The sequence below is a fragment of the Shinella sp. M27 genome (assembly GCF_049199905.1).
Classification (GTDB): domain Bacteria; phylum Pseudomonadota; class Alphaproteobacteria; order Rhizobiales; family Rhizobiaceae; genus Shinella.
In genome coordinates, this window is the sequence record NZ_JBLZPK010000011.1 from 170,939 (window position 1) to 197,217 (window position 26,279).

The 26,279-nt window shown below is 56.7% G+C and carries 22 protein-coding genes and 2 pseudogenes; 15 read left to right on the top strand and 9 right to left on the bottom strand.

All coding sequences use genetic code 11. The annotated features are described in order from the left end of the window. The first annotated feature begins 2 nt into the window (after positions 1-2). From ACOZK4_RS04060 to ACOZK4_RS04075, 4 genes are all read left to right on the top strand, one after another. On the top strand, positions 3-1,049 hold the full coding sequence (locus ACOZK4_RS04060) for an ABC transporter ATP-binding protein (protein WP_421590565.1): 1,047 nt from the start codon (positions 3-5) through the stop codon (positions 1,047-1,049). An 8-nt stretch (positions 1,050-1,057) separates the two neighbouring features. After that, positions 1,058-1,972 carry an ABC transporter permease gene (locus tag ACOZK4_RS04065; protein ID WP_421590567.1) on the top strand — a complete coding sequence of 305 codons (915 nt, stop codon included), beginning with the start codon at positions 1,058-1,060 and terminating at the stop codon, positions 1,970-1,972. Beyond that, the gene (locus ACOZK4_RS04070; RefSeq protein ID WP_421590569.1) at positions 1,965-2,762 is read left to right on the top strand and encodes an ABC transporter permease; all 798 of its coding nucleotides are present in this window, start codon (positions 1,965-1,967) and stop codon (positions 2,760-2,762) included. The genes ACOZK4_RS04065 and ACOZK4_RS04070 overlap by 8 nt, the downstream gene beginning before the upstream one ends. Before the next feature lie 331 nt (positions 2,763-3,093). Further along, positions 3,094-3,894, top strand: coding sequence for an IclR family transcriptional regulator (locus ACOZK4_RS04075; protein WP_421590570.1), 801 nt, complete (start codon positions 3,094-3,096; stop codon positions 3,892-3,894). 25 nt (positions 3,895-3,919) lie between these two features. Here the strand turns inward: ACOZK4_RS04075 and ACOZK4_RS04080 are convergent, their stop codons facing one another. Beyond that, positions 3,920-4,435 carry a VOC family protein gene (locus ACOZK4_RS04080; protein WP_421590571.1) on the bottom strand — a complete coding sequence of 172 codons (516 nt, stop codon included), beginning with the start codon at positions 4,433-4,435 and terminating at the stop codon, positions 3,920-3,922. Positions 4,436-4,591: 156 nt separating this feature from the next. Here ACOZK4_RS04080 and ACOZK4_RS04085 point away from each other — a divergent pair, with 156 nt between their 5' ends. The 3 genes from ACOZK4_RS04085 to ACOZK4_RS04095 are packed head-to-tail and all read left to right on the top strand — an operon-like array spanning position 4,592 to position 8,132. Further along, positions 4,592-5,239, top strand: coding sequence for a ThuA domain-containing protein (locus ACOZK4_RS04085; RefSeq protein ID WP_421590572.1), 648 nt, complete (start codon positions 4,592-4,594; stop codon positions 5,237-5,239). A 40-nt stretch (positions 5,240-5,279) separates the two neighbouring features. Next, complete coding sequence (locus ACOZK4_RS04090) at positions 5,280-6,914, top strand: GMC family oxidoreductase (protein ID WP_421590573.1); 1,635 nt, start codon at positions 5,280-5,282, stop codon at positions 6,912-6,914. A gap of 33 nt (positions 6,915-6,947) precedes the next feature. After that, on the top strand, positions 6,948-8,132 hold the full coding sequence (locus ACOZK4_RS04095) for a serine hydrolase domain-containing protein (protein WP_421590574.1): 1,185 nt from the start codon (positions 6,948-6,950) through the stop codon (positions 8,130-8,132). An 825-nt stretch (positions 8,133-8,957) separates the two neighbouring features. On the opposite strand, the gene ACOZK4_RS04100 is transcribed toward ACOZK4_RS04095, so the two are convergent. Further along, positions 8,958-9,356, bottom strand: a complete 399-nt coding sequence (locus ACOZK4_RS04100; protein ID WP_421590576.1) for a hypothetical protein — start codon at positions 9,354-9,356, stop codon at positions 8,958-8,960. Between the two features lie 416 nt (positions 9,357-9,772). Between ACOZK4_RS04100 and ACOZK4_RS04105 the strand changes: the two genes are divergently transcribed. Continuing rightward, positions 9,773-10,405, top strand: a complete 633-nt coding sequence (locus ACOZK4_RS04105) for a CatB-related O-acetyltransferase (RefSeq protein WP_421590663.1) — start codon at positions 9,773-9,775, stop codon at positions 10,403-10,405. Between the two features lie 272 nt (positions 10,406-10,677). Here the strand turns inward: ACOZK4_RS04105 and ACOZK4_RS04110 are convergent, their stop codons facing one another. The 3 genes from ACOZK4_RS04110 to ACOZK4_RS04120 all read right to left on the bottom strand — a co-directional run bounded on the left by ACOZK4_RS04110 (position 10,678) and on the right by ACOZK4_RS04120 (position 13,975). After that, positions 10,678-11,460 carry a FadR/GntR family transcriptional regulator gene (locus tag ACOZK4_RS04110; RefSeq protein ID WP_421590577.1) on the bottom strand — a complete coding sequence of 261 codons (783 nt, stop codon included), beginning with the start codon at positions 11,458-11,460 and terminating at the stop codon, positions 10,678-10,680. Between the two features lie 166 nt (positions 11,461-11,626). Next, on the bottom strand, positions 11,627-13,018 hold the full coding sequence (locus ACOZK4_RS04115) for an APC family permease (RefSeq protein ID WP_421590578.1): 1,392 nt from the start codon (positions 13,016-13,018) through the stop codon (positions 11,627-11,629). A gap of 27 nt (positions 13,019-13,045) precedes the next feature. Continuing rightward, complete coding sequence (locus tag ACOZK4_RS04120; RefSeq protein WP_421590579.1) at positions 13,046-13,975, bottom strand: proline iminopeptidase-family hydrolase; 930 nt, start codon at positions 13,973-13,975, stop codon at positions 13,046-13,048. Positions 13,976-14,662: 687 nt separating this feature from the next. Here ACOZK4_RS04120 and ACOZK4_RS04125 point away from each other — a divergent pair. Continuing rightward, positions 14,663-15,028 (top strand): DUF1403 family protein, encoded by a 366-nt coding sequence (locus ACOZK4_RS04125; RefSeq protein ID WP_421590665.1) that lies wholly within the window; start codon positions 14,663-14,665, stop codon positions 15,026-15,028. Positions 15,029-15,270: 242 nt separating this feature from the next. Here the strand turns inward: ACOZK4_RS04125 and ACOZK4_RS04130 are convergent, their stop codons facing one another. The 3 genes from ACOZK4_RS04130 to dapA form a co-directional block, all read right to left on the bottom strand. Continuing rightward, positions 15,271-16,242: a hypothetical protein gene (locus ACOZK4_RS04130; protein ID WP_421590580.1), complete on the bottom strand. Its 972-nt coding sequence runs from the start codon at positions 16,240-16,242 to the stop codon at positions 15,271-15,273. 151 nt (positions 16,243-16,393) lie between these two features. Continuing rightward, the gene (locus tag ACOZK4_RS04135) at positions 16,394-17,575 is read right to left on the bottom strand and encodes a pyridoxal phosphate-dependent aminotransferase (RefSeq protein ID WP_421590582.1); all 1,182 of its coding nucleotides are present in this window, start codon (positions 17,573-17,575) and stop codon (positions 16,394-16,396) included. 57 nt (positions 17,576-17,632) lie between these two features. Then, entirely contained in the window at positions 17,633-18,523 is an 891-nt protein-coding gene (dapA, locus tag ACOZK4_RS04140) for a 4-hydroxy-tetrahydrodipicolinate synthase (RefSeq protein WP_421590583.1), read from the bottom strand. Between the two features lie 370 nt (positions 18,524-18,893). On the opposite strand from dapA, the gene ACOZK4_RS04145 reads away from it, so the two are divergent. The 6 genes and pseudogenes from ACOZK4_RS04145 to ACOZK4_RS04170 form a co-directional block, all read left to right on the top strand. Continuing rightward, positions 18,894-19,679, top strand: a complete 786-nt coding sequence (locus tag ACOZK4_RS04145; protein WP_421590585.1) for an IclR family transcriptional regulator — start codon at positions 18,894-18,896, stop codon at positions 19,677-19,679. A 262-nt stretch (positions 19,680-19,941) separates the two neighbouring features. After that, positions 19,942-20,970, top strand: a complete 1,029-nt coding sequence (locus tag ACOZK4_RS04150; protein ID WP_421590587.1) for an amino acid ABC transporter substrate-binding protein — start codon at positions 19,942-19,944, stop codon at positions 20,968-20,970. A 66-nt stretch (positions 20,971-21,036) separates the two neighbouring features. Beyond that, on the top strand, positions 21,037-22,068 hold the full coding sequence (locus ACOZK4_RS04155) for an amino acid ABC transporter substrate-binding protein (RefSeq protein ID WP_421590588.1): 1,032 nt from the start codon (positions 21,037-21,039) through the stop codon (positions 22,066-22,068). A gap of 136 nt (positions 22,069-22,204) precedes the next feature. Beyond that, the gene (locus tag ACOZK4_RS04160) at positions 22,205-23,374 is read left to right on the top strand and encodes an amino acid ABC transporter permease (RefSeq protein ID WP_421590589.1); all 1,170 of its coding nucleotides are present in this window, start codon (positions 22,205-22,207) and stop codon (positions 23,372-23,374) included. Between the two features lies 1 nt (position 23,375). Further along, positions 23,376-24,526: pseudogene (locus tag ACOZK4_RS04165) on the top strand (amino acid ABC transporter permease). Positions 24,527-24,591: 65 nt separating this feature from the next. Then, positions 24,592-24,819: pseudogene (locus tag ACOZK4_RS04170) on the top strand (ATP-binding cassette domain-containing protein); the annotation flags it as partial. Positions 24,820-25,191: 372 nt separating this feature from the next. Here ACOZK4_RS04170 and ACOZK4_RS04175 read toward each other — a convergent pair. Continuing rightward, on the bottom strand, positions 25,192-26,187 hold the full coding sequence (locus ACOZK4_RS04175) for a helix-turn-helix domain-containing protein (RefSeq protein ID WP_421590590.1): 996 nt from the start codon (positions 26,185-26,187) through the stop codon (positions 25,192-25,194). Positions 26,188-26,279: the final 92 nt, after the last annotated feature.

Consider the following 26,279-nt stretch of genomic DNA (forward strand, 5'->3'; position numbering starts at 1 on the left):
ACATGACCCATCGTTCTGCCAAACCTATGGAAATTAACAGTATTTCGAAGAGCTATGGCAACTTTCGGGCGCTGGACAATGTCAGTGTTTCTGTGAAGGCCGGCGAACTGATCAGCATTCTCGGCCCTTCTGGGTCGGGAAAGAGCACTCTTCTGATGGCAGTTGCGGGATTCATTCGTCCGGAAAAGGGCAGCATCCATTTTGCCGGAGAGGACATTGTTCGCTTCCCGGCAAACAAGCGTGGTTTTGGCGTGGTGTTTCAAAGCTACGCGCTGTTCCCGCATCTCGATGTGCTTTCCAATGTCATGTTCCCGCTCAATGTCCGGGGCATTGCCGTGGCGGACTCGCGGGCGCGAGCGGAGGCGGCGCTGGAGACCGTCAAACTTGCCGGGTTTGGCGACCGCAAGATCAGTGCGCTGTCTGGCGGACAGCGGCAGCGCGTAGCGCTGGCGCGTGCGATCGTCTTCGAGCCGAACGTACTGCTGATGGACGAGCCGCTTTCGGCACTGGACAAGACGTTGCGCGAAGAAATGCAAATAGAAATTCGCGAGTTGCATACCAAGCTTTCCATCACCACGCTTTATGTCACGCATGATCAGCGGGAGGCGATGACGATTGCCGACCGTGTCGCGGTCATGGACAAGGGCCATATCGTTCAGCTCGATACGCCGGAAATGATCTACCGTCGCCCGAAGACGGAATTCGTGGCCCGGTTCATCGGCGAAGCTGTGATCGTCAGACTGGACGAGCCGTCGAACGGGATCATCAGTGAGATAGGATCGCTGGGTGGCTCAGGGTCGATGCTCATGATCCGCAGCGAAGACCTTTGCCTCGCCTCTACGGGCGATCCTGCAGCTTGGCTTTCCCTGTCTGGATTGTTGCGGGGCATCGTGTTTCAAGGCGATAGCTGGCTCCTGCAGGTGGCCCTGCCGAACGGCGAGCAAATCTTGGCTCGGGCTCAGAAACATTTCATAGATGCGGTGCATGCCCTGTCCGTCGGCAGCGACGTGAAGTTGCACGTACGCCGAGATCTCTTGCACGTCCTTTAGGAGGGTTCATGTCGACGGCTTCGCAAAACACCCCGGCCTTTGACGACAACACCGTAAGGCTTGCACGCGACGCGCAACAGGAACGCTTGGTGTCGTTCGGCTTTGTCCTACCCTGCCTCCTGATCGTGCTGATCTGTGTGATCATTCCCTGTGCGTGGCTGTTCTGGCTGTCCGCTTTTGGCGCGGACGGAACGCTTAGCCTGGAAAATTATGAACGGCTGACCGCAAGCGCCAGTTATACGCGAATCTTCATCACGACCTTCCAGGTGAGCCTCGCAACCGTTGTTCTCTGCGTGCTGATCGGCGTTCCTTTCGGCGCATTTATCAATCAACTACCTGCACGGCAGCAGACCTGGTTTCTGGTCGCAATCCTTCTGCCGTTCTGGACGTCCCTTCTGGTTCGCGCCTATGCTTGGTTAGTCCTCCTGCAGCGAACCGGAATGGTCAATTCCACGCTGATATCGCTTGGTATAATCGAGTCGCCATTGCCCCTGGCCTTCAACGCGTTTGCCACGGTTCTCGGCATGGTCCACATCATGCTACCGATCTTCCTTCTGCCTGTTCTCGGCGCGATGCGCAGTATCGACCCTGCTGTTATGCGGGCATCGGCTAGTATGGGCGCCTCCCGCAGCTATACGTTTCGCAGGGTTTTCCTGCCCCTGGCGGCGCCGGGGATCACCGCGGGTGCAATCCTCGTCTTCGTCATGAGCCTTGGCTTCTATGTCACGCCTGCAATTCTCGGCGGTGGCAATGTGACTGTCGTTTCCATGCGAATAGCCAGAAGCTTGTCGAACTATGCCAATTGGGGGGCAGCTAGCGCTCTTGGCGTCGTGCTGCTCGTGTTCACGGCGCTTTTGTTTGCATTCAGTTATGCTCTGCAGGCCTGGCTGCGGGCTCCAGGAAAGGCGGTGGCAAATGCTTGACGGTTTTGGAACCAGCCGTTGGCTGACGCTGCTGAAATGGACCGGGGCGATTGCGCTTGCCGTGTTCATGTCGGGGCCATCGCTCATCGTCGTGCCGATGTCATTTTCAGCATCGGACTTTCTCCAGTTCCCGCCTACCGAACTGTCCCTTCGCTGGTATCAGCATTTCTTTTCCTCGCTGACATGGATGGATGCCAGCCGGGCTTCACTGGTGGTGGGTGTGTTGACGACCGCGCTTTCCGTGCCGATCGGCATCGCCGCCGCATATGGCGTGATGTCGCTCAGCGCGCGAATGCGCATCATGGTCAGCGCGCTGATCGTACTGCCCGCAATCATTCCGGCAATCCTCATCGCCATCGGCTTGTTCTTCGTGCTTGCGCGCATTGGCATGGTCGGGAGCCTTTCAGGTCTCGTCCTCGGCCATGTCGCGCTTGCCATACCGGTCGTTTTCGTCGTCATGAGTGCAGCCTTCAGCCAGTTCGACTTCACTCAGCAGAAAGCAGCCCGTAGCCTGGGCGCGACGGGCTGGCAAGCTTGGCGGAAGGTCGTGCTACCGCAGGTTTCGGGTTCAATCGCTGCGGCCTCCCTGCTTGCCTTCGTTACGTCGCTGGATGAAGTTGTGGTGGCAATGTTCGTCGCCAGCGGCGAGTACACGACGTTGCCCAAAGTGATGTTCACGTTGTTGCGCGACCAGATCGACCCAACCATAGCCGTCGTCTCGACCCTTCTCTTGCTAATCGCCACGCTCGCTGTTCTGGTGGTGCTCAAGAAGGGCAAGCCGGTAATCTAACGCCAGCGAACATGCTCGCTCTCACCCTCGCAACCGGAACACGCGCTCCATTTCGATTGGCGAATGGAAGGGCACTGGGCCCATAGGCTGGCGCGCAGGTGAAGGCGTTAAGGACCCAAACGACCGTAATTGCGGAGATCACACGCGGCAGCCCCGCAACCTGATGTCGGCCGAAGGGGTCGTCGATCGCCTCTAAGAACGGCTTCAAATTCGCAGAGACGCTGGATTTGTCTCGCGAGCACACGTGCCGCCTATAAGACTATGCCGTTTGACAATGCGGCGCTAAAGTCATATTTGTTTTCACATTAAACAACAGTGTGGAGATGGATGCTTGGATACGGCCGTGAAAGTTGCGCGCGAAGGCGAAACACTACCGGGCCATATCCAGAGTCTTGAAAAGGGCTTGCGTATTCTCGACGAGATCATCGAGTCTCCCGGTCCCTTGAAGCTTTCCGATATCATTCGTCGGTTCGATATGGACCGTGCCTCTGCCTTCCGCTTTCTCCAGACACTCGAACATGCCGGGTTTTTACGCAAGGACGCTACGACCAAGGAATATGATGTGGGCGGGCGGGTCTATTACTGGGCGTCGCGCCTGCGGGAAAAGACACGCATTATCGATTCCTTTCATGAGCAGTTGCAGCGCCTGGCAAGCATAACCCGGCAGACGACGCATCTCGGTCTTTTCGTCAATGACCGCGTCCTGCTGGCGGATTTTGCGTTGTCGGACTCGATCATCTCCATTCGCCACGTCATAGGCGTGCTGGAACCCCTCTATAGCTCGGCCGTCGGCAAGGCCATCCTTGCTTTCCTGCCGCAGGAACAGCGGGAATCCCTCATCAAGAACCTCGAATTCGTCCAGCATACCAAAAGCACGATTACGAATGCCGACGATCTTCGGATTAACCTAACGGTAACCCGCCAGCGCGGTTATGCGATCGACGCTAACGAGACCCATGAAGGGTTGACATGCGTGGCGAGGCCGATTTTCAACACGGACGGTGTTCCCGTCGCGTCGATCGGCATTACCTGCGTGACCGCTCTTGTCAGCGCCGATCCGGGCAAGTTCGAGCACATTATCGAGTCCATTCAGGCGATCGGAAGCGAACTGACCACGAAGCTAGCCACTTGAGCTTAAAGTTCGAACCGTCGATCGGTCAGTCCCGAGCTGCGAAGAGATCGCCGCGCAGGAACAGAGTTGCACGCAGGTGCCCTTCTGACTGCACCTCTTCGTCTGCAAGCCGGCGGAGCGGCTGGGTGAACACAGAGGGATCGATGGCGTTCACATCGGGGTGGTCGATCTCGAAGAGATTGTCAGAGGGATCGCGAACGAACATCTGCACTTCGCCGCCGGGCAAGATCCATAAATCTGCGTAACGTGTGTTCTCCTCGAAGGCGCCGCGTGCCCTCAGCACATGATAAGCGCTGGCGAAATCGGCGACCTGAACGGCGAAATGCTGGTATGTGCGCAACTCCGGCGACGGACCGACCTGTTGCAGGTGCAATTGTAGATCTCCGAGCCGCATCCAGCAGACGGGGAAACCGAAATTCGGTGCTTGGATGCGCTCGCAACCCAAAACTTCGCGATAGAACGCTTCGGATTCAGCAAGGTCGCGCGCAGGTATACTGACGTGATTGAGCTTGGCCTGTTGCGGTACGGATGCCTTGATCATGACGACTCCTATCATTCGATAAAGGCTGCATAGGACATAATTTCTCTATAATCAAATATAATTGTTTTAATAAGCACTTTTTGCTTTATATCGCTTGACGGTCTGCCGTGGGCGTGGGATTTTGTGTAAATCGTTGAGCAATGAGAAACTAATGGGATGGAAATGAAGCGGTGTTTGATTGTCTCCGGCGGTTATGCTCCCCACCAGGCCCCGGCGGCTGCAGATCGGGTGGCACGCTTGCTGGAGCCTGAAGGTTTCCAGGTTACATTGCGCGACGATCTTTCGGCCTACGACATAGAGGATCTGACGAGCTACGACCTGATCGTCCCGAACTGGACGGTTGGCGATATGAGCGTCGATACCGCCAAGCGTTTATGGGCCGCCATTTCCTCCGGAGTCGGACTGGGCGGATTTCACGGAGGAATGGTAGATGGCTTTCGCGGCAGCGATCGTTTCCGCTATATGATCGGCGGCTCCTACGTTGCCGAGCCTGGTGGCATCCGCGATTACTGCGTCGAAATCACCCGGCCGGATGACCCCGTCGTCGCGGGTATCGCGGATTTCGCCTATCGGTCGGAACAGTATTACATGCATGTCGATCCTGCGGTCGAGGTTTTGGCGGTTACCCGATTCGACGATGCGCATCATCCATGGATCAAGGGCGTGGTCATGCCATCCATCTGGAAGAAGTCTTTTGGCGCGGGCCGCGTCTTTTTCTCCGCCTTGGGCCACGTCCCCGAGGAATTCGACGATCCGTCAATGTCTACCATTCTGAAGCGCGGCCTCGTCTGGGCCAGCCGCTAACCTCGTTTTCAAACCCCGCTTTTAATCCGGAACCACCACTATGAACGACATCTCCGGTGCCAGCCCTCTGGATGGCAATCCATATGATTTTATCATCGTCGGTGCAGGTTCTGCCGGATGTGTGCTGGCCGCGCGGTTGAGCGAGGACGGCAAGCACAAGGTCCTGCTCCTGGAAGCCGGGCCGCGGGACCGCAATCCCTGGATCCACTTGCCGATGGGATATTCTAAGCTCTTTGCCGACCGCCGCTACAACTGGATGTACGACAGCGAGCCCGAGCCTGGTCTCAACGATCGCGTCATGTATCAGCCGCGTGGCAAGGTGCTGGGCGGATCGAGTTCGATTAACGGCATGATGTATGTGAGGGGCAATGCGCGAGACTTCGACGACTGGGCAAGCGCCGGGTGTGCCGGCTGGTCCTATGAAGATGTCTTGCCCTATTTCCGCAAGTCGGAGGACCAGTCGCGCGGAGCTGACCGATGGCACGGGGCAGGAGGCCCCCTCAAGGTCTCCGACCAGTCTTTCGATCGGGAATTGCCGAAGGCGCTTTGCCGTGCGGCAGAGCAGGCGGGCCTCGAACGGAACGACGACTTCAACGGCGCAAAACAGGATGGTTTTGGCTACTACCAGATGAATATTCACAAAGGGCGCCGATGGAGCGCTGCAAAGGGCTACCTTGCACCGGCAAGGAACCGCGCTAATCTGCGTATCGTCACGGACGCTTCGGTCCAGCGCGTCATGACGGAAAACGGAAGGGCGACCGGCGTGGTCTTCACGCGGGGTGGGAGGAAGCTCTGTGCCACAGCGCATGAGACAATCCTGTGCGCCGGAACGATTGCGTCGCCGCAGCTACTGATGGTGTCCGGCGTCGGGCCGGTCGAGCAGCTGCGCCAACACGGCATCGAGGCGATCGTGGACGCGCCGGAAGTCGGCTCCAATCTGCAGGACCACACCTGCATCCAGCTGATGTTCCGCTGCACCAAGCCGATTACGGTGAACGATGTCGCCAACAGCGTACTGCGCAAGATTGGCGTCGGTATGCAATACGCCTTTCTGCGATCTGGCTATCTCGCCGAAACCGGGATCTATGTCGGCGGCTTTGCACGCAGCGACGAAACACAGGACAGGCCGGACATACAGATGGCGATGGCGGCCTGGAGCGTTGCGGAGCGTTCCAGCGCCGGGGCAAAACCGCACCCTTTCTCGGGCTTCAGCTTCAGTCCCGAACATGTCAATCCTGATGCGCGCGGTTCCGTGACGCTACGTTCTTCCGACCCAGCGCTCACACCGCGGATCGCCTTCAATTTCTTCCAGTCGGAATATGATATCCGGGCCATGATATACGGCATCCGGTTGGTGCGCCGGATCGTCGGACAGCCGGCGATGCAGCCCTATGTCCAATCCGAGTTGCAGCCCGGCAGAGACTTACAGACCGATGCCGACATGCTCGACTTCATACGGGCAAAGGGTGGTTCCGATATTCATGCGGTAGGGACGTGCCGCATGGGCGCCGATGCGACCGCCGTCGTCGATCCGCGTCTCCGCGTTAAGAGTATCAAAGGTCTGAGGGTCGTCGACGCCTCTGTCATGCCGCGCGTGGTGCGCGGTAATACGCATGCAGCAACTGTCATGATCGGCGAGAAGGCGGCGGACATGATCCGCGAGGATGCCCGCTAGAACCTGACCTCAGCGGGAAAAGGAAACTGGATCATGACACCTGCCACCACAGCTTCTGCGAATGTCAGGCCGAAGGACCTCACGCTGTCAAACTGGGACCGGCCGCCATTCAATCGCTGGTCCTTTCAGCATGTGCGGGATATCGTGCCGACTGCACCAGTCGCGCGTGGTTTGCCGCAGGCTCTTCTTCACACATCGCAAGACTTCGATCTTGCACGCTTTACCTTCGCTGATAGCGGAGGTACGCAGATCACTGCGCAATCTTTGCTGGATCGCTCCTACACAGACGGGTTCCTTGTGCTTCACGGCGGGAAAATCGTTTGCGAGCACTACCACAACGGCATGCAGTCACACACTCTTCACCTTACGCAGTCCGTGTCGAAATCGGTCGTCGCGGCGCTGGCGGGTATTCTCGATGCACGGGGAGATTTTCCCCTAGAGCGCTCGGTAGCGGCCTATGTGCCGCAATTCTCCGGGAGCGCCTATCACGACGTGACGATGCGACACCTCCTCGATATGACCAGCGGCGTGCATTTTCCCGAAGACATTGCCGATCCTGAAACAGGCTTCGGACTCATGGATATTGCCGTCGGCTGGAAGCCCGCCCCGGCAACCAATACCAGCCCGCGTAGTGTGCGCGCGTTGATCGCATCCATGGGGCAGATTGTGCGCCCACATGGGTTGCAATTCGAATATCGCTCCATGGAAACCGAGGTCTTGGGCTATTGCATCGAGGCGGCCACCGGCGCCAAACTGCCGACGCTGGTTTCCGAACTGATCTGGCAGCCCATGGGCGCAGAGTGCGACGCCAGTTTCGGCATCGATGCGGAGGGCTTTGCGATCGCTGACGGAGGCCTTTCGGCGAGCCTGCGAGATCTTGGACGTTTCGGACTGATCTATGCGCAGAACGGATACGCCAACGGCCGGCAAATTGTGCCGGAAGCCTGGGTGCGCGAGACGCGTATCGGCGATCCGTCCTTGTTCACCACCGCGCAGAAGGCGAGCCGGCCGAATGGCGCCTATCGCAACAAGTTCTGGATCGAAGACGTGGAAAAAAGCGCCATCATGGCACTCGGCATCTTTGGTCAGATTGTCTACATCGATCATGCCCGAGATTTCGTCGGCGTCAAGTTGTCGTCATGGGCAACAGCATTGGATGTGCCGATGCGAAAGGATGTGCAAAACCTGATGGGTGCGATGGCTAGCTCATTAACTTAGTCAGGTTGCCGGAAGTGCACGAAATCAAGTTGACCGAAGGCAGCCACATATTGGTTACTTGAGCGACGCCAGAATACGCTGCCGCTGCCATGTCCGCACGTGTCATTTAACAATTCATACCGTCCGGTGCGTAGTCGTGGTGACGCGACGGTCCTACGAGAGCACTATCACATACAAGCACGGAATAGGGGGGCGACGGTTCGAACTGTTTCAAGGCGAAATAAGAATCTGGCTACGGCAGCTTTGCGCCTTCATTTCGGCCGTTGAGACAACTCGGGCTGACGCCTGAGAGCAGCCAGTCTGCTTATCACTTCCGCAAAGCGCCAAGACCGGTAACTCGCCTCATCGAAATGCTGGGTCCTTGCAATTGTGCGAGGCCGAAAACACCGCCGGCACTCGCTCCATACCCCATATTTTTCTTCCTGCCTTTTTCGGGTTATCTCGGAAATGATCATTCCTATCGAGAAAGTAACGATCAATTGCCCGGATGGCATCATCGGTCGAACTGTAGTCGCTATTATGGATAATCGCTCTGGCCATTCCGCTAAACACCGACTCAATCACGTTAAGGAACTGAGCTGAGGCTGGAAGCGGAACAAGCTCAACCGTCGGATAACGCCGCAAATCCGCATCGTGATTATGGGTCTCTATCGCTTCATTTAATCTCCTCGACACATGCCAGGAGGCGGCATCCCAAGACATAAAGATGCGGGACTTATCTCGGTATTCCTCGATAAGAAGGCTCGTGGACCTGACGGTCAGTATCGAAGGCAGGACTGCTCAGGGCCGGTTGCAGTCATAGCGCCGAAGCGCTGATAGTGGCCGTCAGGCGAACCCGCTGAATGCATCGGCCTCGCTTTGAGTAGTAAAGGTGAACGTGACCAGCTCACTCTCATCGTCCTGACGGATGCCGATCGCAGTCACGATCAATCGAGCGATCTCGTCCTGCGCCTCATGTCCTGAGCGGGCTGATTTCACAGCCTTCTCGATGGCCGCTGTGAAGACTTCGCTGATCAGGCCAAGGCGCATATTGTGTTTCATGATGATATCCCGGTCCTCGATGATCGCCGCCTGTTCTTCCTTCGGGATTGCGGCATTGTCCATCGCGGTGATCGTGGCATTGGTCGCGAGCTTGATCGGACCTTCCTGAAGCCACCGCTCGACCATCTGGTGAAACTGATGCATTCGCGCAGCGGGGATTGTTTTCTGGACCGTGATCGACATCTGCATTCCTATGTCAGCTTCCATTCAAACCGATACTCGCTCCGAGGACAGAGGATCGGCTGCCGCAATGAAAAAAATTGCCCAGCAGGGTTTATGGGGCTGAGCCACAAGCTTCAATGCATTTATGCTGGAGATCGACCAGTCGAGAGACACGGGGGGCGATCGGGTGGGCGGTTTGATGGCCGCATTAGGCAATGGGTCTCCTGGCGCAGAAGGGCCATAAGTAGTCATTGGATGCTCGCACTCTGTGAAACCTCTGATGAAAACATTTGATGGAAGCGATAGACGCGGCGAGATGGATTTGACAGGTTGGTAGCAATATCGTCGCTCCGCTCAGATCGATCAAGTTTTTCCAACGCGCCGGGCGCTTCCGGTTGTCCTACAGTCGGTCAGTCGGTCAGTCGAAAAGGTTCTTGATGTCGCTCCTCAATGCGGACGTAATCCACCCAATCACCCTGCCTGACGGCAGGGTGTATACGGACACAGTTTACCTGAAGAACGTCATCGACCACCCGCGGATCGAAGTCGGCGACTTCAGCTACTTTACGCATTCTGGAGCACTGCAAGAAACGGCCCAGATGCTGGCCCCCTATCTCGGCCACGGATGTCGCGAGCGACTGGTGATCGGTAAATTTGTGCAAATTGCTCGGGGAAGCTATTTCATAACCAGTTCAGCCAATCATCCGATGACTGGTTTCACAACATATCCATTTCGGGTCTTCCAGCCCGAGACTTTTGGCTACAAAGACCTGCCTGTCAGAGATACGGTGGTCGGCCATGACGTTTGGATCGGCCACAACGCGGCAATCATGCCCGGCGTGCGTATTGGTGCGGGTGCGATCGTGGCCGCAGCCTCGGTCGTCGCTCGCGATGTCCCACCTTATGCCGTGGTTGGCGGCAATCCGGCGGCCGTCATCAGGATGCGTTATCCCGCCGAGGTGATAAACGACCTTCTCGATATTGCCTGGTGGGATTGGTCGATCGAGAAGATCGAAGCCAATTTGACATCCTTGAGCAATGGTGACTTGGCCGCTCTCAAAATCGCCTAGCCTGGGATTACCGCCTCGCCACGTCTGCTTCGGGCCGACAACTGATGCCGGCAAATTGCGGCGGCAAGGCCGCTTTCGTCTCTTGCGTTCGGGAAGCAGTCAGACTGCAGACGGTCCCTTGTCAGCCGTTCGCGGAGGACAAGGGGCCGCACGCCGCTGAGCAATTTCAGTGTGTTAGATCTAATCAAACGAGTGGGGCGAGCGTTCGAATCCAATCAGGAGCTTTACATTTGCTCTCAGTTGAAGTCGCCCTCACGCCAGCGCCGCGCCTTTTACGATTCACCAGTCGACGGATTTCTGCCCGCGCTGGATTTGCGGAACGCGTCCTCAACGATCTCAAGCGTCAATGCGAAATGCTTGTAGGCCGTCTGATAGGCTCTCTCTCGATCCTGCGCGACAATGCTCTCTACGAGGTCCGTATGTTCCGCACGCGCGCGTTGTAGATATTGGGAAGGGTAGGGCTCTGCGCCGAAGCCCATCGTGGCCCTTGAACTAAGTTGAGCGGCTAAGGCGGCGAGCTGATCATTACCTGCCATAGTGGTGATTTGCTGGTGCAGAGCGACATCCACTTGGCGCGCCTTGGCAGGATCGTCGGTGGCGAGAAACTCCACAAGAATTTGTGTGAGTTTCCGCGCCTGCTCGGACGAGCGCCTCTCTGCTGCAGTCCGGGCCTCCAATGCGGCGACCAGGCAACGGAAATCGACGAATTCCCTCAACCGAGGTATTTCCGCCTCGAGCATCCTTTGTGTTGACTGCGTTGCGACTTGCTCGACATCAACATTCGCGACGAAAGTGCCGCCTCCGCGCCCTCGCTTTGAACACAGCAGTCCACGTTTTCTAACGATTTCCAACGCTCCACGCACCGTGACCCGGCTGACGCCCTGCCACTCCGACAACTCCCGTTCCGAAGGCAGTTGCTCGCCCGGCGAGTACGCGCCGATCGCGATCGCGGTAATTATGCGTTCCGCAAGCTCACCCCGAGCCGTGCTAACATTCAAGCCGCCGGCAGCCTGGAAAAAATCCTGGCTCTTCTCGCTAGCTTCATCATCCGACATCGAGGAGGAGTGCCTTTCAAAAATAGGTCATGCGCGGCTAGCATATTACTGTCAGAAAATTGCTTTCCAATCCCCTACACGAAGCGCCCTCGGCTCAAGGCAGCCCGGACCATTTGCAGTGCCAGGAGCGACCCGGCACCGCCTGCCCGACTTTCAGTCTTATGATTTAAGCTCGAACCTCCTCGACGCTATCGAGTCGGCCGGCAATATGCAGTACGAGTGCGACCGCTACGCCGATACACATCCAGACACCGCCTAGGATTTGCGCGTTGGCGTCGGCATGCCAAAGAGCGTAGGCGAGAATGATTGTACCGATAACCGGAGAGAGCCAGTGAAGGAACAGCCTGGGGCTTCGGTCGATGAAACCAAATCGGTAGAGAACAGCGATGTTAAGCAGAATATAGGCTGTGAGGGCGCCAAACGTCACGAGTGTTGTCAGCAGGCCTTGATGTTCTGCACCGAAGATGCCGATTGCAAGCGAGAGCGCTGCAATGAGGAGCGTTGCGTTGCGGGGTACGTTATTCTTTTGGCTGACGACGGCAAGCACAGCGGGTAGCTGGCGGTCGCGCGCCATACTGAAGATAAGACGGGACGATGTTGCCATTGATGCAATTGAATTGGCGAAGATCGCAATCAGCGCGGATGTCAGCGTGACAATAATGCGAAGCCAGTCGCCGCCGACCTGCCCAGCGATGGTATAGAACGCGTTATTTGTCGCATCGCCTTCGGGGAAAACGGTGCCCGGTGCGACATAGAGCGAGGCAAGATAGACCTGCAGCATGAACATCATCGTCACGGCCACAAGCACGATCATTGTCGCTTTCGAAACGGTTTCGCCACCGCCTTTGGCCTCTTCGTTGAGGGTCGATATCGCATCAAACCCCACGAAACTAAGTGCTGCGATCGGAATAGCGGCGAAAACAATGGACCAGGAGAACACATCGCTGTTGAAGAACGGGGTCAGCGATAGCGAAACTGTTCCGTTAACCAGGTCGATCCCCACGGCGCTTACAAAGATTGCGACGACGATCAGCTGAATGCAGAGAAAGAGCTTGTTCATCGTAGCTGTGACGGTGATGCCGCCGAGGTTTATAAAGGCGGCAAGCGCGACGAAGATTCCAACCCAAAGCCAGGCGGGCACATCCGGCCAAAGTCCGGTCATCGCGCTTGCGGCGAATACCGACAGCAGCGCAGGCAGCAGCAGATAATCCAGGAGGATCGCCCAGCCCGCCAGATATCCGACGTAGCTGTTGATGCCGAAGCGCACGTAGGAATAGACGGAACCGGCGACCGGATAGCGCTTAGCCATCTCCTTATAGCAGAGCGCACTGAACAGCATGGCTATCGCTGCGACCACATAGACGAGGGCAGTCATGCCGGAGGAGAAGTTCGAGGTGAAGCCGAAGACGGCCACCGGGGCCATCGGGACCATATAGATCAAACCGTAGATAACAACGTCGGCAAGCGACATTGTTCGCTTGAGCTCCTGATGATAGCCAAGGGATTCGAGTGTGTTTGCCGAAGCCGATGGCTCGGTATTTCCTTCCAGTACCTGCATTGCTGTATTCCCCTTTTTTGGATGAGCTTAGGCTTTGATGCCGTCGTGTTTTTTTAGGAAGTCGCTCACGACCTGGAAGAACTCGACGGGTGTTTCCAGATGCGGCGTATGGCTCGCGCCACGGAAGACATGGTGCTCGACGGACGGTATGTGCCTGACGAACGGCTCCCAGGATATCGGGGTCGCTTCGTCGAATTCTCCTGCAAGCACGAGGCAGGGTACTGCTATCTGCGGCAGCCTTTCGACGACAGACCAGTTTCTGAGTGTTCCGACTGCAGAGAACTCGCTGGGGCCGACCATAGTGTGATAAACGGTCGGATCATCCGCCAACCGCGCGAAGCTGTTTTGCAACACCTCCGGATAGGGCTGCAACCGGCACAGGTGGCGCCGGTAGAATTCCGCCACGGCCAATTGGTAGGCTTCGGAATCCGTCGTTCCGGCTACCTCGTGCTCGCGGATAGTCGCCTGAACCGCCGGTGGGAGTTGCGACAAAAGTTGTTTCGTTCCCTGCGTCCATAGGGGCATGGACGCAGGGGAGTCGGCGATGATCATGCTGCACACCCCCTCTGGATGACGCAGAACATATTCCGGGCCGAGCATGCCTCCCCAGGATTGCCCCAGCAGATGATATCCCCTTGTGAAGCCGAGGTGATCGACCAGGTTCTTCAACTCAGCGATGAAAAGATCGACGCTCCAGAAGTCCGCAGGAGCATCGGGCAAGTGGCTGCTTCGCCCGCATCCTATCTGGTCATAGTGGATGACGGCGCGCTGATCGTCGCAAAAAGAAACCATGGGCAGACAGTAGTCGTGCGGTATCCCTGGTCCACCATGGAGAATGATCAAAGGGGGCCGCTCACACATGCCGGAGCGCGGCGTGGTCACCCGCGCCCAGGTCGTTTGGTCACGAAATGGAATCAGATGTTGCGTGACGCTGTAGCGGGTAGTCGTTGTGTCCAAGGTCGTCCCCTTCTTATTTTGGTTGTGCCAATGTGTTTTAAAGGTATCTCGGCAATACCTTACACATAAAAGGCATCATGTTAATACCTTTTTTGCGCTGCGCTTGTGCGATGCTAGCGAGCAGAGGTGCTAGTGAAGAAGTGAGTTAGCATGAGCTAGACGATACGCACAAACCCAACTAGCCTGGTCTAGCAAAATTATAATAACGAAATCAATTAGTTAACTAAGAATTCCATTCAAGCGTGGTCCGAATCGCGGTGTCACCACGGAATCTGGTTCACTCTTGGGAAGCAGTCTCCCTGCCTTACGCGAAACAGACTTTATCGCCGATGTTTTGTGGGCATCTTTCCAAATAAGCCGCTCGGTTCCAAACTGAGTGGATGAGGTTTTTATCGACGCCGCCTGATACGAGGGATAGCCGAACGGGCGCTGATCGCACGCTTGGCCATGAACTTCGATGCGATAGCTGCAGAACGTATCTAGCGTACTGCGTCTTTCCGTAGAGGGTGAACTGAATAAGGTAGGGGCAGCCAACCACGTTGATGGGCCGGAGGGGGCCGCTGCCGATGTCCGAGCGCTATGGGCCGGCCTTCAAGACGCTTGGGGGACAGGGGCTATGTGTGCCTTGGCTAACCTGCCTTTGCCCGCGCCGTCTGCCTTGCCCCTGCCGAGGGTATCGGCGCGGCCCTGCGCACCGCCGGTGTGATCGTCCGCCGCGCTGAGACGCTTCGCACCGCCGCGCTAAACGTCTGGACGAAAGGTGCCGGCGTGATCGTGCAGGTCCTGCTTGATTATCACGGCGTGGCGGCCTCGGCCCCTGGCAGCAATCTCTCACGCTGGTCGACGACCCGGCTGCTCGACCGGCTGGAGGGATTTGGCGCCGTGCAGGAACTGTCCAGGCGTAGCGCGTTCCGGATCCATGGGCTAAGACGATGGCTAAACCCGACGAGAGCGGCACGCGGCGAATCCGCAGATCGACATCGGAGGACGAAGTCCTCTTTGATCGGGAGTGGCGGTTATTCCGATAGGCTTGCGCTGGCGCCAATTGATTAGCAACAGCCTATTCAAAGCCGTTTACCGTCGGCGTCGAAAGGGACCTCGACACTCTGAGAAATCCGATCATCTCACCGTGGTTACGTGGAAAACGGGAAGGTCAGATCACACGCTTGAAGCCCATCAAACGCCAGACGAATGGAAGAGGAAAGCTCGATCTCCTGCTTGCGCGATTGATGGGTGCTCCGTAGGAGCGGCGGATCAGCGAATGTGCGTGACAGCCCAATTGTGTGCCCTGGTTCCTACCTCGGCAGTACGGTGCCGATACCCCGTTGTCGTGCTCGAGTCAAAATGAGTTTGGTCAAGGCGAGATCGGCTAGAGCAAAACCGCGGAAGCAGAATAGCGAGCGGTGAGAGCGTGCATTGGAGCTTGGGGTCTCGGTTGATATTTCCGCAAGATCGGCGTCAAATCGAGCGGTAGTAACGGGCCGACCATCGGCGCCCATCGGCGCCGAACCTTGGGAAAGACTGTCTGTCACCAGACGATCAAATGCGGGAAGACTTTCCGGCAGCCAACTGCGCCCGACATCTACAGCCGAGACAAAGCTGGACGCGGGCAAGAGCCGTGCATCCAAAAAAGGAACAAGCCCCGCCGTCGCGGGCACCATGGAAATAACGATATCGGAACGTCCAATCAAATCGTCCGCATCTGTCACTGAGGAAGCACGAAGGCCTCGAGCCTGTGCGGCCTCCACGAGACGTAAAGCGGAAGAGCGACTCCTGCTGAAGGCCAGGAGGTTGCGCAATCCGGGAAATAGGCACTGAAAGGCGGACAGATGGGCAAATGCCTGTTCTCCGCAGCCGATCATTCCGATTGTCTCAGGGGCTTTTGGCGCCATGTGGGCGGCTGCCGTTGCTGACATGGCAGCGGTTCTGATCAAGGTAATCTCGTCACCATCCATCAACGCAACCGGCTCGCCCGTACCCAAGTCACTGACGATAACGATACCCTGGATTCCACGCGCAACGCTTCCCGCGGGAACAGGCGCCACGGTAACCCATTTCACCGCAGCGATCCGATCGGTGTGCGATGCCGCCGACATCGATTGGAAGGCGCGCCCGGGTCCAATGTCGATTGACACTTTTGGCATGGACAAGTTCAAGCCCGCGGCGTGATCGCGAAAAGCAGCAAGCACAACCATTCGCGCTTCTTCCGGCGTGATTGCCAGGTCACGTACCTGCTCACGCGAAAGGTAAATTATAGTCGCGCTCATTCATCAAGCCTTTGCAATGAAGCGAGAGGTGTTGACATAAGGATGCGGCAGTCCGAGACGCGCGTCGGCGTTCACTGTACACACCGAGCTTGCAAACTCCCGTCTACGGGGCTTTACGCCACCGGTCAGCCGATAGACGGGAGCTCCTATGCTACTCGATCTCCGAGACCGCCTTCAGCATTGTGCCGAGACCATGTTCGATCGTGGCGCTGTCTGTCGCGAACGATATTCTCACGGTGCCGGGCGCGCCGAAAACTGAGCCCGGCACAGCAGCGACATGCCGATCTTTCAGAAGCCATTCGCAGAATGCAGCATCCGGGGCTTCGTGATCGCCGAATTGCTTGCTCCCGCGCAGAACCGCCGCCATATCCAACAAAGCATAGAATGCTCCGTCGGGTCGCTGCAGGTTCACCAGCGGGTGACTGTCGACCATATCCACGATCAGATCGCGGCGCTGCCGATAGGCATCGACCATGTAATCGATCGACGTGCGAGGGCCTGACAAGGCTGCAACAGCGGCAGCCTGGCTGACGGAGCTTGGCCCCAGCGTGGTCTGAGCCTGGAGGTTGGCCATCGCTTCGATAAGATCTTTCGGCCCCGAGCCGAATCCGAGGCGCCATCCGGTCATGGCGTACGCCTTGGAAACACCATTCACAGTTAAAACTCTGTCGGCGAGGTCGGGGCAAGCGGACAGTAACGATTTCGGTCGCTCCGCGGTGTAATGGAGGTGCTCGTATATCTCGTCCGACAAAATGAAAACGTCCGGAAAATTCCTTAGTACACCGCCCAGAGCTTCCAGTTCGGACTCTGAATAGATCACCCCTGCTGGGTTGCTCGGCGTGTTGAGAATCAGCCAGCGCGTACGGGGGGTGATCGCGGCACTGAGGTCTTCGGGTGTCAGTTTGTAACCCGTATCCCTGCTTGTCTGCACGAATGCAGGCACGCCTCCGGCGGCGTATGTCATGCCAGTATATGCGGCCCAGAAAGGGACCGGTAGCAAGACTTCATCGCCCTGCTGCAGCGTGACCGCCAACGCATTGAAAATAACCTGCTTTGATCCGGTTCCCACGATGGTCTGGTCGTCGGAAAACGCCAGGCCATTCTCCTGATGAAATTTCTGTCTTACAGCCTCCCTTAACGCCAAGGACCCACGTACCGGAGTATAGTGGGTGTCACCTTCACGCATGGCGCGCGTTGCTGCGGCAATGACATGCTCAGGCGTGTCGAAGTCTGGCTCACCCGCTGTCAGAGAAGCAACCTTAATACCTGCGGCCTGCATATCCGCCACCCTGGCGATGGCCTCATAGATTTTGGAGGTGGTGACGAGCGCCATACGGGGCGAAATTCGCGGCCTTGATGCAGTTCCAAATGGTTGACGAACGTTCATCAGTCAGCTCTCCAACAGTGCCAATGCCTTTGTAAGACGCGCATATGTGGCGTCCTTTGCGGCTTCGAGAGGAAGTCGGACGGACCCGCTTCCGACACCTCGCAACTGCAGGGCTGCCTTGAGCCCCACCGGGTTCATCTCCGAATAAACGGCCTCCATCAGCGCACCAAATTGCGCGTGAACCCTGAGCGCTTCCTTCATCTGCCCACCTTGAACAAGGGCCAGGATCTGTTGCCAGGGCGCTGGATCGATATTGGACATAGCGAGGACTCCGCCTTTGGCGCCCAGAGCAACCTGAGCGGGGAAGAGTGGCTCCTCTCCCGAAAGTACGGCCATCACGTCCCCGCATCTTTGAACGAGACGGGTGAATTTATTGAAGTCATAGCCGCTGTACTTCATTCCGATCACAGAGCCGTCGGAAACCATATTCGAAATGGTTTCCGCGCTGAGTTCCATGCTTGTTCGGCGTGGGATCTCATAAAGAATGATCGGTAGATCCACCGCGCGTCGATAACGTTCAAAGTATCGGCGAACGCCGGCATCCTCGGCGAGGGTATAATATGGCGTAACGACCATGAGCCCTGCTGCGCCTGCGGATTTGGCGGCGAGCCCGGACTGCAGCGCGTCCTCATATCCGGTGGCCAGGACACCGGCAATGACTGGGACCCGGCCGTTCGCCGCCTCTACCGTCCAGCCGACGATCTGCTCGCGTTCACCGTTCGACAGGGCCGGATACTCTCCGGTACCGCCTAACGGCGCCAGACCGGTTGTGCCCCGTTCAATCAGGAAATTGACATGATTGCGGAGCCCGAGCTGATCGATTTCTCCTTCGGGTGTGAACGGAGTAATCGTCGCAGTGATGATCCCCCCGACGTCGTTATGTGTCAGTTGCATTTTTGACAGCCGCCTCTTCGTCAGATAATTACAATGAGATTTATCTAAATCATAATGTGACATTACATGATTGAAATAGTGTCTGCAACTGCTCCGTGACCAGCTAGACCGATTGTGGCATTTGACGCTCTGTGCGAACCCCTGTTGTCGCGCTCCCAAAAGAAAGTCCATACGGATTGACAGCCGGTTGTGCCCGAGCCTATGCAGCACGGGTTGATCGGATTGCAATTAGTTACGTTCACTTTGCGCGAGCCGTGTCGAGCCGAGCTTGGCAATTGTCGAGCCCGGACCTATGGCAAATGCAAGTGCTCCGGCGCGTCGGGGAGCTTTGCGTCCACGCCGCTATAAACAACAACGAGAGGAGCGATTGGTGAGCGAGGAAAAGGAACCAGAAGATCATCTGCTCGTCGGCAGCGTCGTCAAGGCGTTTCGGGTGCTGGAGGCTTTTGATCGCTTTCATCCCACAATGGGGTTTTCCGAGATCGCTCGCGTCACCAAGCTAGAGAAAAGCGCTGCGCAGCGTGCAGCCCATACGCTCTGGCGGCTTGGTTATCTGGAAAAGACTGCTGCGACGGGAGAGTATCGCCTGTCGCTTAAATGTCAGGAGATAGGGTTAAGTTTCGCAGAGACGAACCGTATCGTTTTGTCAGTTGCCCCCTATATCAAGATGCTGAGGCGAAAAACGACTGCCTCAGTCAATCTCACAATGCTTGATGAGACAGAGACGGTCTTCGTGCAGCGCCATACGAACCCGGACCAGCTCGGAAACTCGTTGGGAGTACGGTCAAGACTGCCGGTCTATTGTACGGCGACAGGCATTGCGATGTTGTCCCAACTGCCCGACGCTCGAATTCAGAGCATCCTGGAGCGCAGCGACCTCAGGCCGCGGATGCCGAACACCGTTTGGGAACCGGCGAAGATCATGCAGCGTATCGATGAAACCCGCCTTCAACGTTATGCATTCGGTGTCGAAGAAGATGTCGCGAGTGACATTACGGTGGCTTGCGGCTTCACCGATCCGTCTACCGGCGACGTTGCAGCGCTCGGCTTGAGCTATTTCAGCGGGTCTGTAACCATCGAGCAGGCGGTAGCAGAGTCCCGCGATCTTTTGATTGGTCTGATCGGTAACCTTTCCTCCGAGCTTTCTGGAACCTGATCCGGAGCGCTGGCGGTCGTTGAGGCCAGCCATTGCGCTGTCTGGCGCCGTCCGCCCGGCCGCCGGTTTTTCGATTCTCTTTAATAGTTGTCCAAAAACAGGTAGCTCAGCCGCGGAACGGTTTTCTCAATTCTCATTAATTGCAATGCAATCTAAATAAAATGTATTGCGATTAGAGTTAGGTTCGGCTACGTTGCACCTTGCATGTCCGAAGCGTAATCGCAGCCGGCGCAGGCCAATTAAATTTGTGGAGGGAACGAGCATGAAATCCAAAATTCTCCTGGCACTGCTGTGCGGGGTGGCTGCGATGTCTGGAACGACTGCTGCTGCTGATACGCTTCAGGATGTCAAGAACCGGGGAAACCTGGCCTGCGGCGTATCAACAGGCAATGCAGGTTTTTCAGCGCCAGACGACAAGGGTGAGTGGACTGGCCTTGATGTCGATTTCTGCCATGCCGTGGCAGCTGCTGTCTTTGGCGATCCGGCGAAAGTGAAGTACAACTCACTGTCTTCAAAAGTCCGGTTTACTGCACTGCAGTCCGGTGAAATCGACATTCTTTCGCGTCAGACGACATGGACGGCCAGCCGCGAGGGCGGGCTCGGCCTCATGTTCGCGGGTGTCATTTACTACGACGGCCAGGGATTTATGATTAATTCGAAGAAGATCCCCGGAGTTGCATCCGCGAAAGACCTCTCCGGCGCAACGGCCTGTGTCTTGACGGGCACCACGGGCGAACTCAACATGGCTGATTATTTCAAGGCCAACCAGATCGAGTTCACGCCGGTCGTATTTGAGAAAATCGAAGAGGCAAAGGCCGCGTACGATTCCGGCCGCTGCGATGTCTACACTGACGATCAGTCCAACTTGTACAGCGTCCGTCTGTCGCTGGCGTCGCCGTCCGATCATGTCGTGCTGCCGGAAGTCATTTCGAAAGAGCCGGTCGGACCCGTTGTGCGCCAGGGCGACGACAAGTGGCTCAACATCGTCAAGTGGACATATTACGCCCTCGTTCAGGCCGAAGAATTCGGCATTACGCAGGCGAATGTCGAAGACATGAAGAACTCTCCCAATCCCGATATCAAGCGGCTGCTTGGGCAGGAAGCCGGGACGACGATAGGCAGCGACTTTGGCCTCTCGAACGACTTCGTCGTGAACGTGATCAAGGCTGTCGGCAACTATGGCGAGATGTTCGAACGCAATATCGGCCAGCAGAGCCCATTGAAAATCGAGCGCGGCAAGAATGCCCTGTGGACACAGGGCGGCCTCCAATACGCGATGCCCTTCCGTTGATGGATCCTTGCGGGAGGGTTTTGCGATCCTCCCGCTCATCCGGTGATAATTTTTCGTGGAGGAAACATGAAAGCCCAACGACTGTTCGCATTCCTGGGAGGGGCGCTGAGCGTCATCACGGCAACCGCTGCGTCTGCCGATACGCTTCAGGAAGTCAAAGCCCGCGGCCATCTGGTATGCGGAGTCTCGACCGGAAATCCCGGCTTTTCGTCGCCCGATGATGCCGGCGAGTGGAAGGGGTTCGATGTCGACTTCTGCCGTGCGGTGGCAACTGCGGTCTTCAACGATCCGACGAAAGTGAAGTTCAACGCATTATCCAACAAGGTGCGCTTTGCGGCTCTCCAGTCAGGTGAAATCGACATCCTGTCGCGCCAGACGACGTGGACGGCGAGCCGTGAGGCGGGCCTCGGCCTGATCTTTGCCGGTGTCGTGTACTACGATGGGCAGGGCTTCATGGTGAACTCGAAGAAGCTGCCTGATATCAAGTCTGCAACACAGCTTTCTGGCGCAACCGTCTGCCTTGTCACCGGAACAAGTTCGGAACTGAATGTCGCAGACTATTTCCGCACAAATCGGATCGATTTCACTCCCGTGGTTTTCGAAAAGATCGAGGAGGCAAAAGCTGCTTACGATGCAGGCCGGTGTGACGCCTATACGACCGACCAGTCGAACCTCTACAGTGTCCGTCTTTCGTTAGCGTCGCCGGCCGATCATGGCGTGCTTCCGGAGATCATCTCGAAAGAGCCGGTCGGTCCTTTGGTTCGGCAAGGCGATGACCGGTGGCTCAATATCGTGAAATGGACCTTCAATGCGCTACTGCAGGCCGAAGAATTCGGGATAACAAAGACCAATGTCGACGAGTTGATGGACTCTTCGAATCCTGAGATCAAACGCCTGCTCGGCCAAGAGGCGGGCGCCACGATCGGAACCGATTTTGGTCTCCCCAACGATTTCGTTGTCAATATCGTCAAATCGGTCGGCAACTACGGCGAGATGTTCGAGAGGAACATTGGTCAGCAGAGTCCACTGAAAATAGATCGCGGCAAGAACGCTCTGTGGACTGACGGCGGACTGCAATACGCCATGCCCTTCCGTTGACAGGGATTTGCGAGAGGGTCGTTACGGCCCTTTCGTGCTCCGTTCCATTCCCTGATTTCACCTCTGTGTCGCAAGAAGCAGCGTGGGCGCTTTGCCGCGTTTCGAAACGACGCTTACACGTCGAAGGACGACGACGATGGCTGGCCTCCGGCGTGTGAGCGCGCTCATGAATAGCCCGGTAGCACGTGGTTTCGTTCTGCAAGCCCTTCTGGGGATCGCAATGTTGGCGCTCGCCTATATGCTTGTGCACAATCTGGCGGGGAATTTGCAGCGGGCAAATATCCGTTCCGGCTTCGCGTTTCTCGAAGGCCGAGCCGGTTTCGAGATTGCGCGTCCCCTTATACAGTATACGATCGACTCGACCTACGGGCGCGCATTGGCCGTCGGCTTTTTGAACACGTTGATGGTCGCGGTGGCGGGTATCGTCTCTGCAACAATAATCGGCTTCTGCGTCGGAATAGGTCGCCTTTCGCAAAATTGGCTGCTGGCCAGATTGTGCGCTCTGTATGTCGAGTTCTTCCGTAACCTGCCGCCCTTGCTTGTTGTTTTTTTCTGGTACCTCGGAATCCTGTCGGTGCTTCCCCATCCACGGGAGTCTCTGCGTCTGCCGCTGGACATCTATCTGAACAATCGCGGCTTGACCGTCCCCATACCGGAATTCGGAAACGGCATGGGATTGGTTGCCGGCATGGCAATCGCAAGCATTGCATCGTCGATCCTATTGATGCGCTGGGCGCGTATTCGCCAGGCCAGAACGGGCAAGCGTTTCCCAATTGTCCTGGCGTGTGCCGGCTTGATTTCGGGATCAACGATCGCCGCGTTCCTGGCAGCTGGCGCACCACTTACATTCAGCTATCCTGTTGCCGGGACGTTCAACCTGGCTGGCGGTTCGACCATCGGCCCGGAGTTCATTTCACTCTACCTGGCGCTCTCCTTCTACACGGCATCGTTTATCGCGGAGATCGTGCGCGCGGGCATCCAGGGCGTACCAAAGGGACAGACTGAGGCTGCTCGGGCGCTTGGTCTCAGGTCACGAGCGATCACCTCTCTCATTGTGGTTCCGCAAGCGTTTCGGATCATCATCCCGCCCCTGACGAGCCAGTATCTCAATCTTACCAAAAACTCGTCGCTGGCGATTGCAGTGGGATTTTCCGATCTTATTGCCGTAGGCGGAACGACGTTGAACCAAACCGGACAAGCCATAGAAGTCATCGCGATCTGGATGACGATCTATCTCGGCCTCAGCGTGACGACTTCTGTTTTCATGAACTGGTTCAATGCCAGAATGGCATTGGTGGAGCGATGAGATGAGTAAAGCGTTTGTCCGCACCTCGATGCTTGCACCGGCACCGATGCCGGATGCAGAGATCGGCGCTGTGGCGTGGATGCGCCGCAACCTAGTCGCCACGCCAAAGGACGCCATCATTACCGTTCTGGCATGTGTTTCCATTTTCTACGCGCTGTCACACCTGACAAATTGGTTGCTGATCCACGCGGTATGGGTCGGTAGCGATCGTACGTTTTGCGCTACGATCGCTCAAGGCGGTTTGCAGCCGGAGGGGTGGAGCGGCGCTTGTTGGGCGTTTGTCGGCGCTAAATTCGAACAGTTCGTGTTTGGACGGTACCCTCAGCAAGAGCGTTGGCGGCCAATAATGGTGAGCCTCATTTTTTTGCTCCTTCTCGTTCCCTTGCTTGTTCCGCGCATACCCGGGAAGGGCTTGAACGCGCTTTTGCTATTTGCCGTGTTTCCTGTCTTGGGGTTTTTCCTCCTGTACGGCGGTCTCGGACTGACCATCGTCCAAACCGCCGCATGGGGTGGCCTGATGGTGACATTGCTGCTTTCCTTCGTCGGAATCGCGCTATCGTTTCCGCTTGCATTCTTCTCGCGCTGGGGCGTCAGTCAAAGCTGCCTTTGGTGAAGTGGAGTTCGCTCGTCTTCATCGAGTTTATCCGGGGTGTACCGCTTATCACCGTCCTGTTTATGGCAAGTGTGATGCTGCCTCTTTTCCTGCCTACCGGATGGACCATCGACCATCTTCTTCGTGCGCTTATCGGTGTGTCGCTATTCGGATCCGCCTATATCGCGGAAGTCATCCGGGGCGGCCTGCAGGCGGTGCCGAAAGGCCAGTATGAAGGCGCTGATTCTCTAGGCCTGAGCTACTGGCAGAAAATGCGGCTCATCGTAGTGCCGCAGGCGGTGAAGATGGTTATTCCGGGGATCGTGAACACGTTCATAGGTATGTTCAAGGACACGTCACTGGTGTCGATCATTGGCATGTTCGATCTTCTGGGTATCGTGCGCCTGAATTTTGGAGACCCGAACTGGGCAACATCCGTCACTCCGTTGACGGGATTGATCTTCGCAGGCCTGACATTCTGGATTTTCTGCTTCGGTATGTCGCGATATTCGATCTTCATCGAGCGGCGCCTGAAGACGAGACAGGAACACGCACTTTGAGAGCGAAGCATGGCACGATCTCAACGCATCGGTGTCGTTGAGAGTCGTCGCCGTCGAGATACCACATGACCAAGAGGTACGGCGATTTCCACGTATTCCGGGACGCCAACCTCACGATCATGAAGCGCGAACGCATTGTCATCGCTGGGCCGTCCGGTTCGGAAAAGTCGATCATGATCCGCTGCATCAACCGAGTGGAAAAACGCCGTAAGGGTCGGATCGTCGTTGACAGCATCGAACACACCAACGAACTGAACAATATCGACAAGGTTCGCCGTGAGATCGGCATGGTGCCATCCGTTTGGTGGTCGGCTTCAATCTAAGCCTTGAGAACCCATTCTTAATATCCGTCGTGTTGGCTGTCCGGCAGGTAGTTTCGCCGAAGGCTTTGTTGCTCGCGGAGAGGCATAGCCGGTGGCTCGCCGATACATGGTTTGCCCACCGCCATTCATCTCGAGAACGCTCGGGAGAAGCCGTTGAGTTTAGCACGATCAAATGGGTCGATAGGTGCAGCGACCGTCGCCTCTTGGAGCCCGTTGGTACAGACTGTCAGCCAATGCCGAAGAGAAGTATTAACCTTTGGCCGTACGCACCAGCTGTGGCCGCATATTTTATACGAAATGGATTTCGGCAGAGCCAGCGCATTCAGCTGCTTTCTTCAAACTTCACACCTGCTGGTGCGTCCTGTATTCGCTTGGAGACAAACCAACTGCCTTCTTGAAGGCCCGTGCTAAGTTGGCACCCGACGAGAAGCCCGCTGATAGCGCAATCTCTTCAATCGTGACGTTTTTTTCGCCCAGCAAAGCTTTTGCTTTGTCGATCCGCATGTTTGAAATGTATTGAAAGGGCGAAGAGCCTGTCGCGGCTTTGAATGCACGACAGAAGTGGAACACACTTAAGCAGGCGATGCCAGCAACGTCGTCCAGTGAAATATCACGATCGACGTTCTCACGAATATAGTCGCAAACCCTCTCGAGGCGCATCTTGTCCAAGCCCCTTCCGGAAGTTGCCTCGAAATATGCCCTAGTGAAATTTCGCCGATCGACTCCAGTGTAGCGTTGCAGCAGTCTGCCCGCGAGTCCGATGCCAAGGGAGTCAATCAAGAGTCGACTTTGTTGATCTCTGGCATCGTCCCTCAGCAGTTCTTCTGCAACTGCAAAGCCAATGCTTTGGATAAGGGGATCATGGATCCCGCCCTGATACGCCAGTCCCGATCCGATGGCGCTGCCGTCTGTGTTGCGCAACGTCCCGAAGAGGTCTGTGGGAATGAAGACATGAAGAAGGTCCAGCGGACCGCAGTCGATATGCAGATAGCTTACTTCAACGCCGCTAGGGCAAATGCTGGCGGAGCCTACGCGGGATGTAAACTTTTGCTCTGGGCCGGTCGCCCTGCGGCGAAAGTTGGCCGTTCCACGCAGGTTGATCACGACTTCCGTGACGGGCTGCAAGAAGGATTGACAGTCGAGCCGGCCATGTCTGTAAATTTCCGCAGCGACAGCCCCGTGCCAATCTTCGGGCACGGAAGATTTGACCAGCTTGCTTCCGGCCGCCTTATATTTTCCGCCAACGGATGCCCTGGCTGCCGCTTCCGAATATATTTCCGGATATCCCGTATCGGGACTCTTACCGGTCGAGATTGCGCTTGAGACAAAATTGGTCATGCCCGCGTTTTGCGCTCCATCGCTCAATCCGTCACTAGAAGGTAAGATGAACGTTATCAGCTTGCAACAATTTTCACTGGTGGATCCGCCGC

Bases quoted from the DNA above. Each gene is read 5' to 3' on its own strand.
- ACOZK4_RS04060 (WP_421590565.1), top strand. From the start codon at position 3: ATGACCCATCGTTCTGCCAAACCTATGGAAATTAACAGTATTTCGAAG.
- ACOZK4_RS04065 (WP_421590567.1), top strand. From the start codon at position 1,058: ATGTCGACGGCTTCGCAAAACACCCCGGCCTTTGACGACAACACCGTA.
- ACOZK4_RS04070 (WP_421590569.1), top strand. From the start codon at position 1,965: ATGCTTGACGGTTTTGGAACCAGCCGTTGGCTGACGCTGCTGAAATGG.
- ACOZK4_RS04080 (WP_421590571.1), bottom strand. From the start codon at position 4,435: ATGATCAAGGCATCCGTACCGCAACAGGCCAAGCTCAATCACGTCAGT.
- ACOZK4_RS04085 (WP_421590572.1), top strand. From the start codon at position 4,592: ATGGAAATGAAGCGGTGTTTGATTGTCTCCGGCGGTTATGCTCCCCAC.
- ACOZK4_RS04090 (WP_421590573.1), top strand. From the start codon at position 5,280: ATGAACGACATCTCCGGTGCCAGCCCTCTGGATGGCAATCCATATGAT.
- ACOZK4_RS04095 (WP_421590574.1), top strand. From the start codon at position 6,948: ATGACACCTGCCACCACAGCTTCTGCGAATGTCAGGCCGAAGGACCTC.
- ACOZK4_RS04100 (WP_421590576.1), bottom strand. From the start codon at position 9,356: ATGTCGATCACGGTCCAGAAAACAATCCCCGCTGCGCGAATGCATCAG.
- ACOZK4_RS04105 (WP_421590663.1), top strand. From the start codon at position 9,773: ATGTCGCTCCTCAATGCGGACGTAATCCACCCAATCACCCTGCCTGAC.
- ACOZK4_RS04110 (WP_421590577.1), bottom strand. From the start codon at position 11,460: ATGTCGGATGATGAAGCTAGCGAGAAGAGCCAGGATTTTTTCCAGGCT.
- ACOZK4_RS04115 (WP_421590578.1), bottom strand. From the start codon at position 13,018: ATGCAGGTACTGGAAGGAAATACCGAGCCATCGGCTTCGGCAAACACA.
- ACOZK4_RS04130 (WP_421590580.1), bottom strand. From the start codon at position 16,242: ATGAGCGCGACTATAATTTACCTTTCGCGTGAGCAGGTACGTGACCTG.
- ACOZK4_RS04135 (WP_421590582.1), bottom strand. From the start codon at position 17,575: ATGGCGCTCGTCACCACCTCCAAAATCTATGAGGCCATCGCCAGGGTG.
- dapA (WP_421590583.1), bottom strand. From the start codon at position 18,523: ATGCAACTGACACATAACGACGTCGGGGGGATCATCACTGCGACGATT.
- ACOZK4_RS04150 (WP_421590587.1), top strand. From the start codon at position 19,942: ATGAAATCCAAAATTCTCCTGGCACTGCTGTGCGGGGTGGCTGCGATG.
- ACOZK4_RS04155 (WP_421590588.1), top strand. From the start codon at position 21,037: ATGAAAGCCCAACGACTGTTCGCATTCCTGGGAGGGGCGCTGAGCGTC.
- ACOZK4_RS04160 (WP_421590589.1), top strand. From the start codon at position 22,205: ATGGCTGGCCTCCGGCGTGTGAGCGCGCTCATGAATAGCCCGGTAGCA.
- ACOZK4_RS04175 (WP_421590590.1), bottom strand. From the start codon at position 26,187: ATGACCAATTTTGTCTCAAGCGCAATCTCGACCGGTAAGAGTCCCGAT.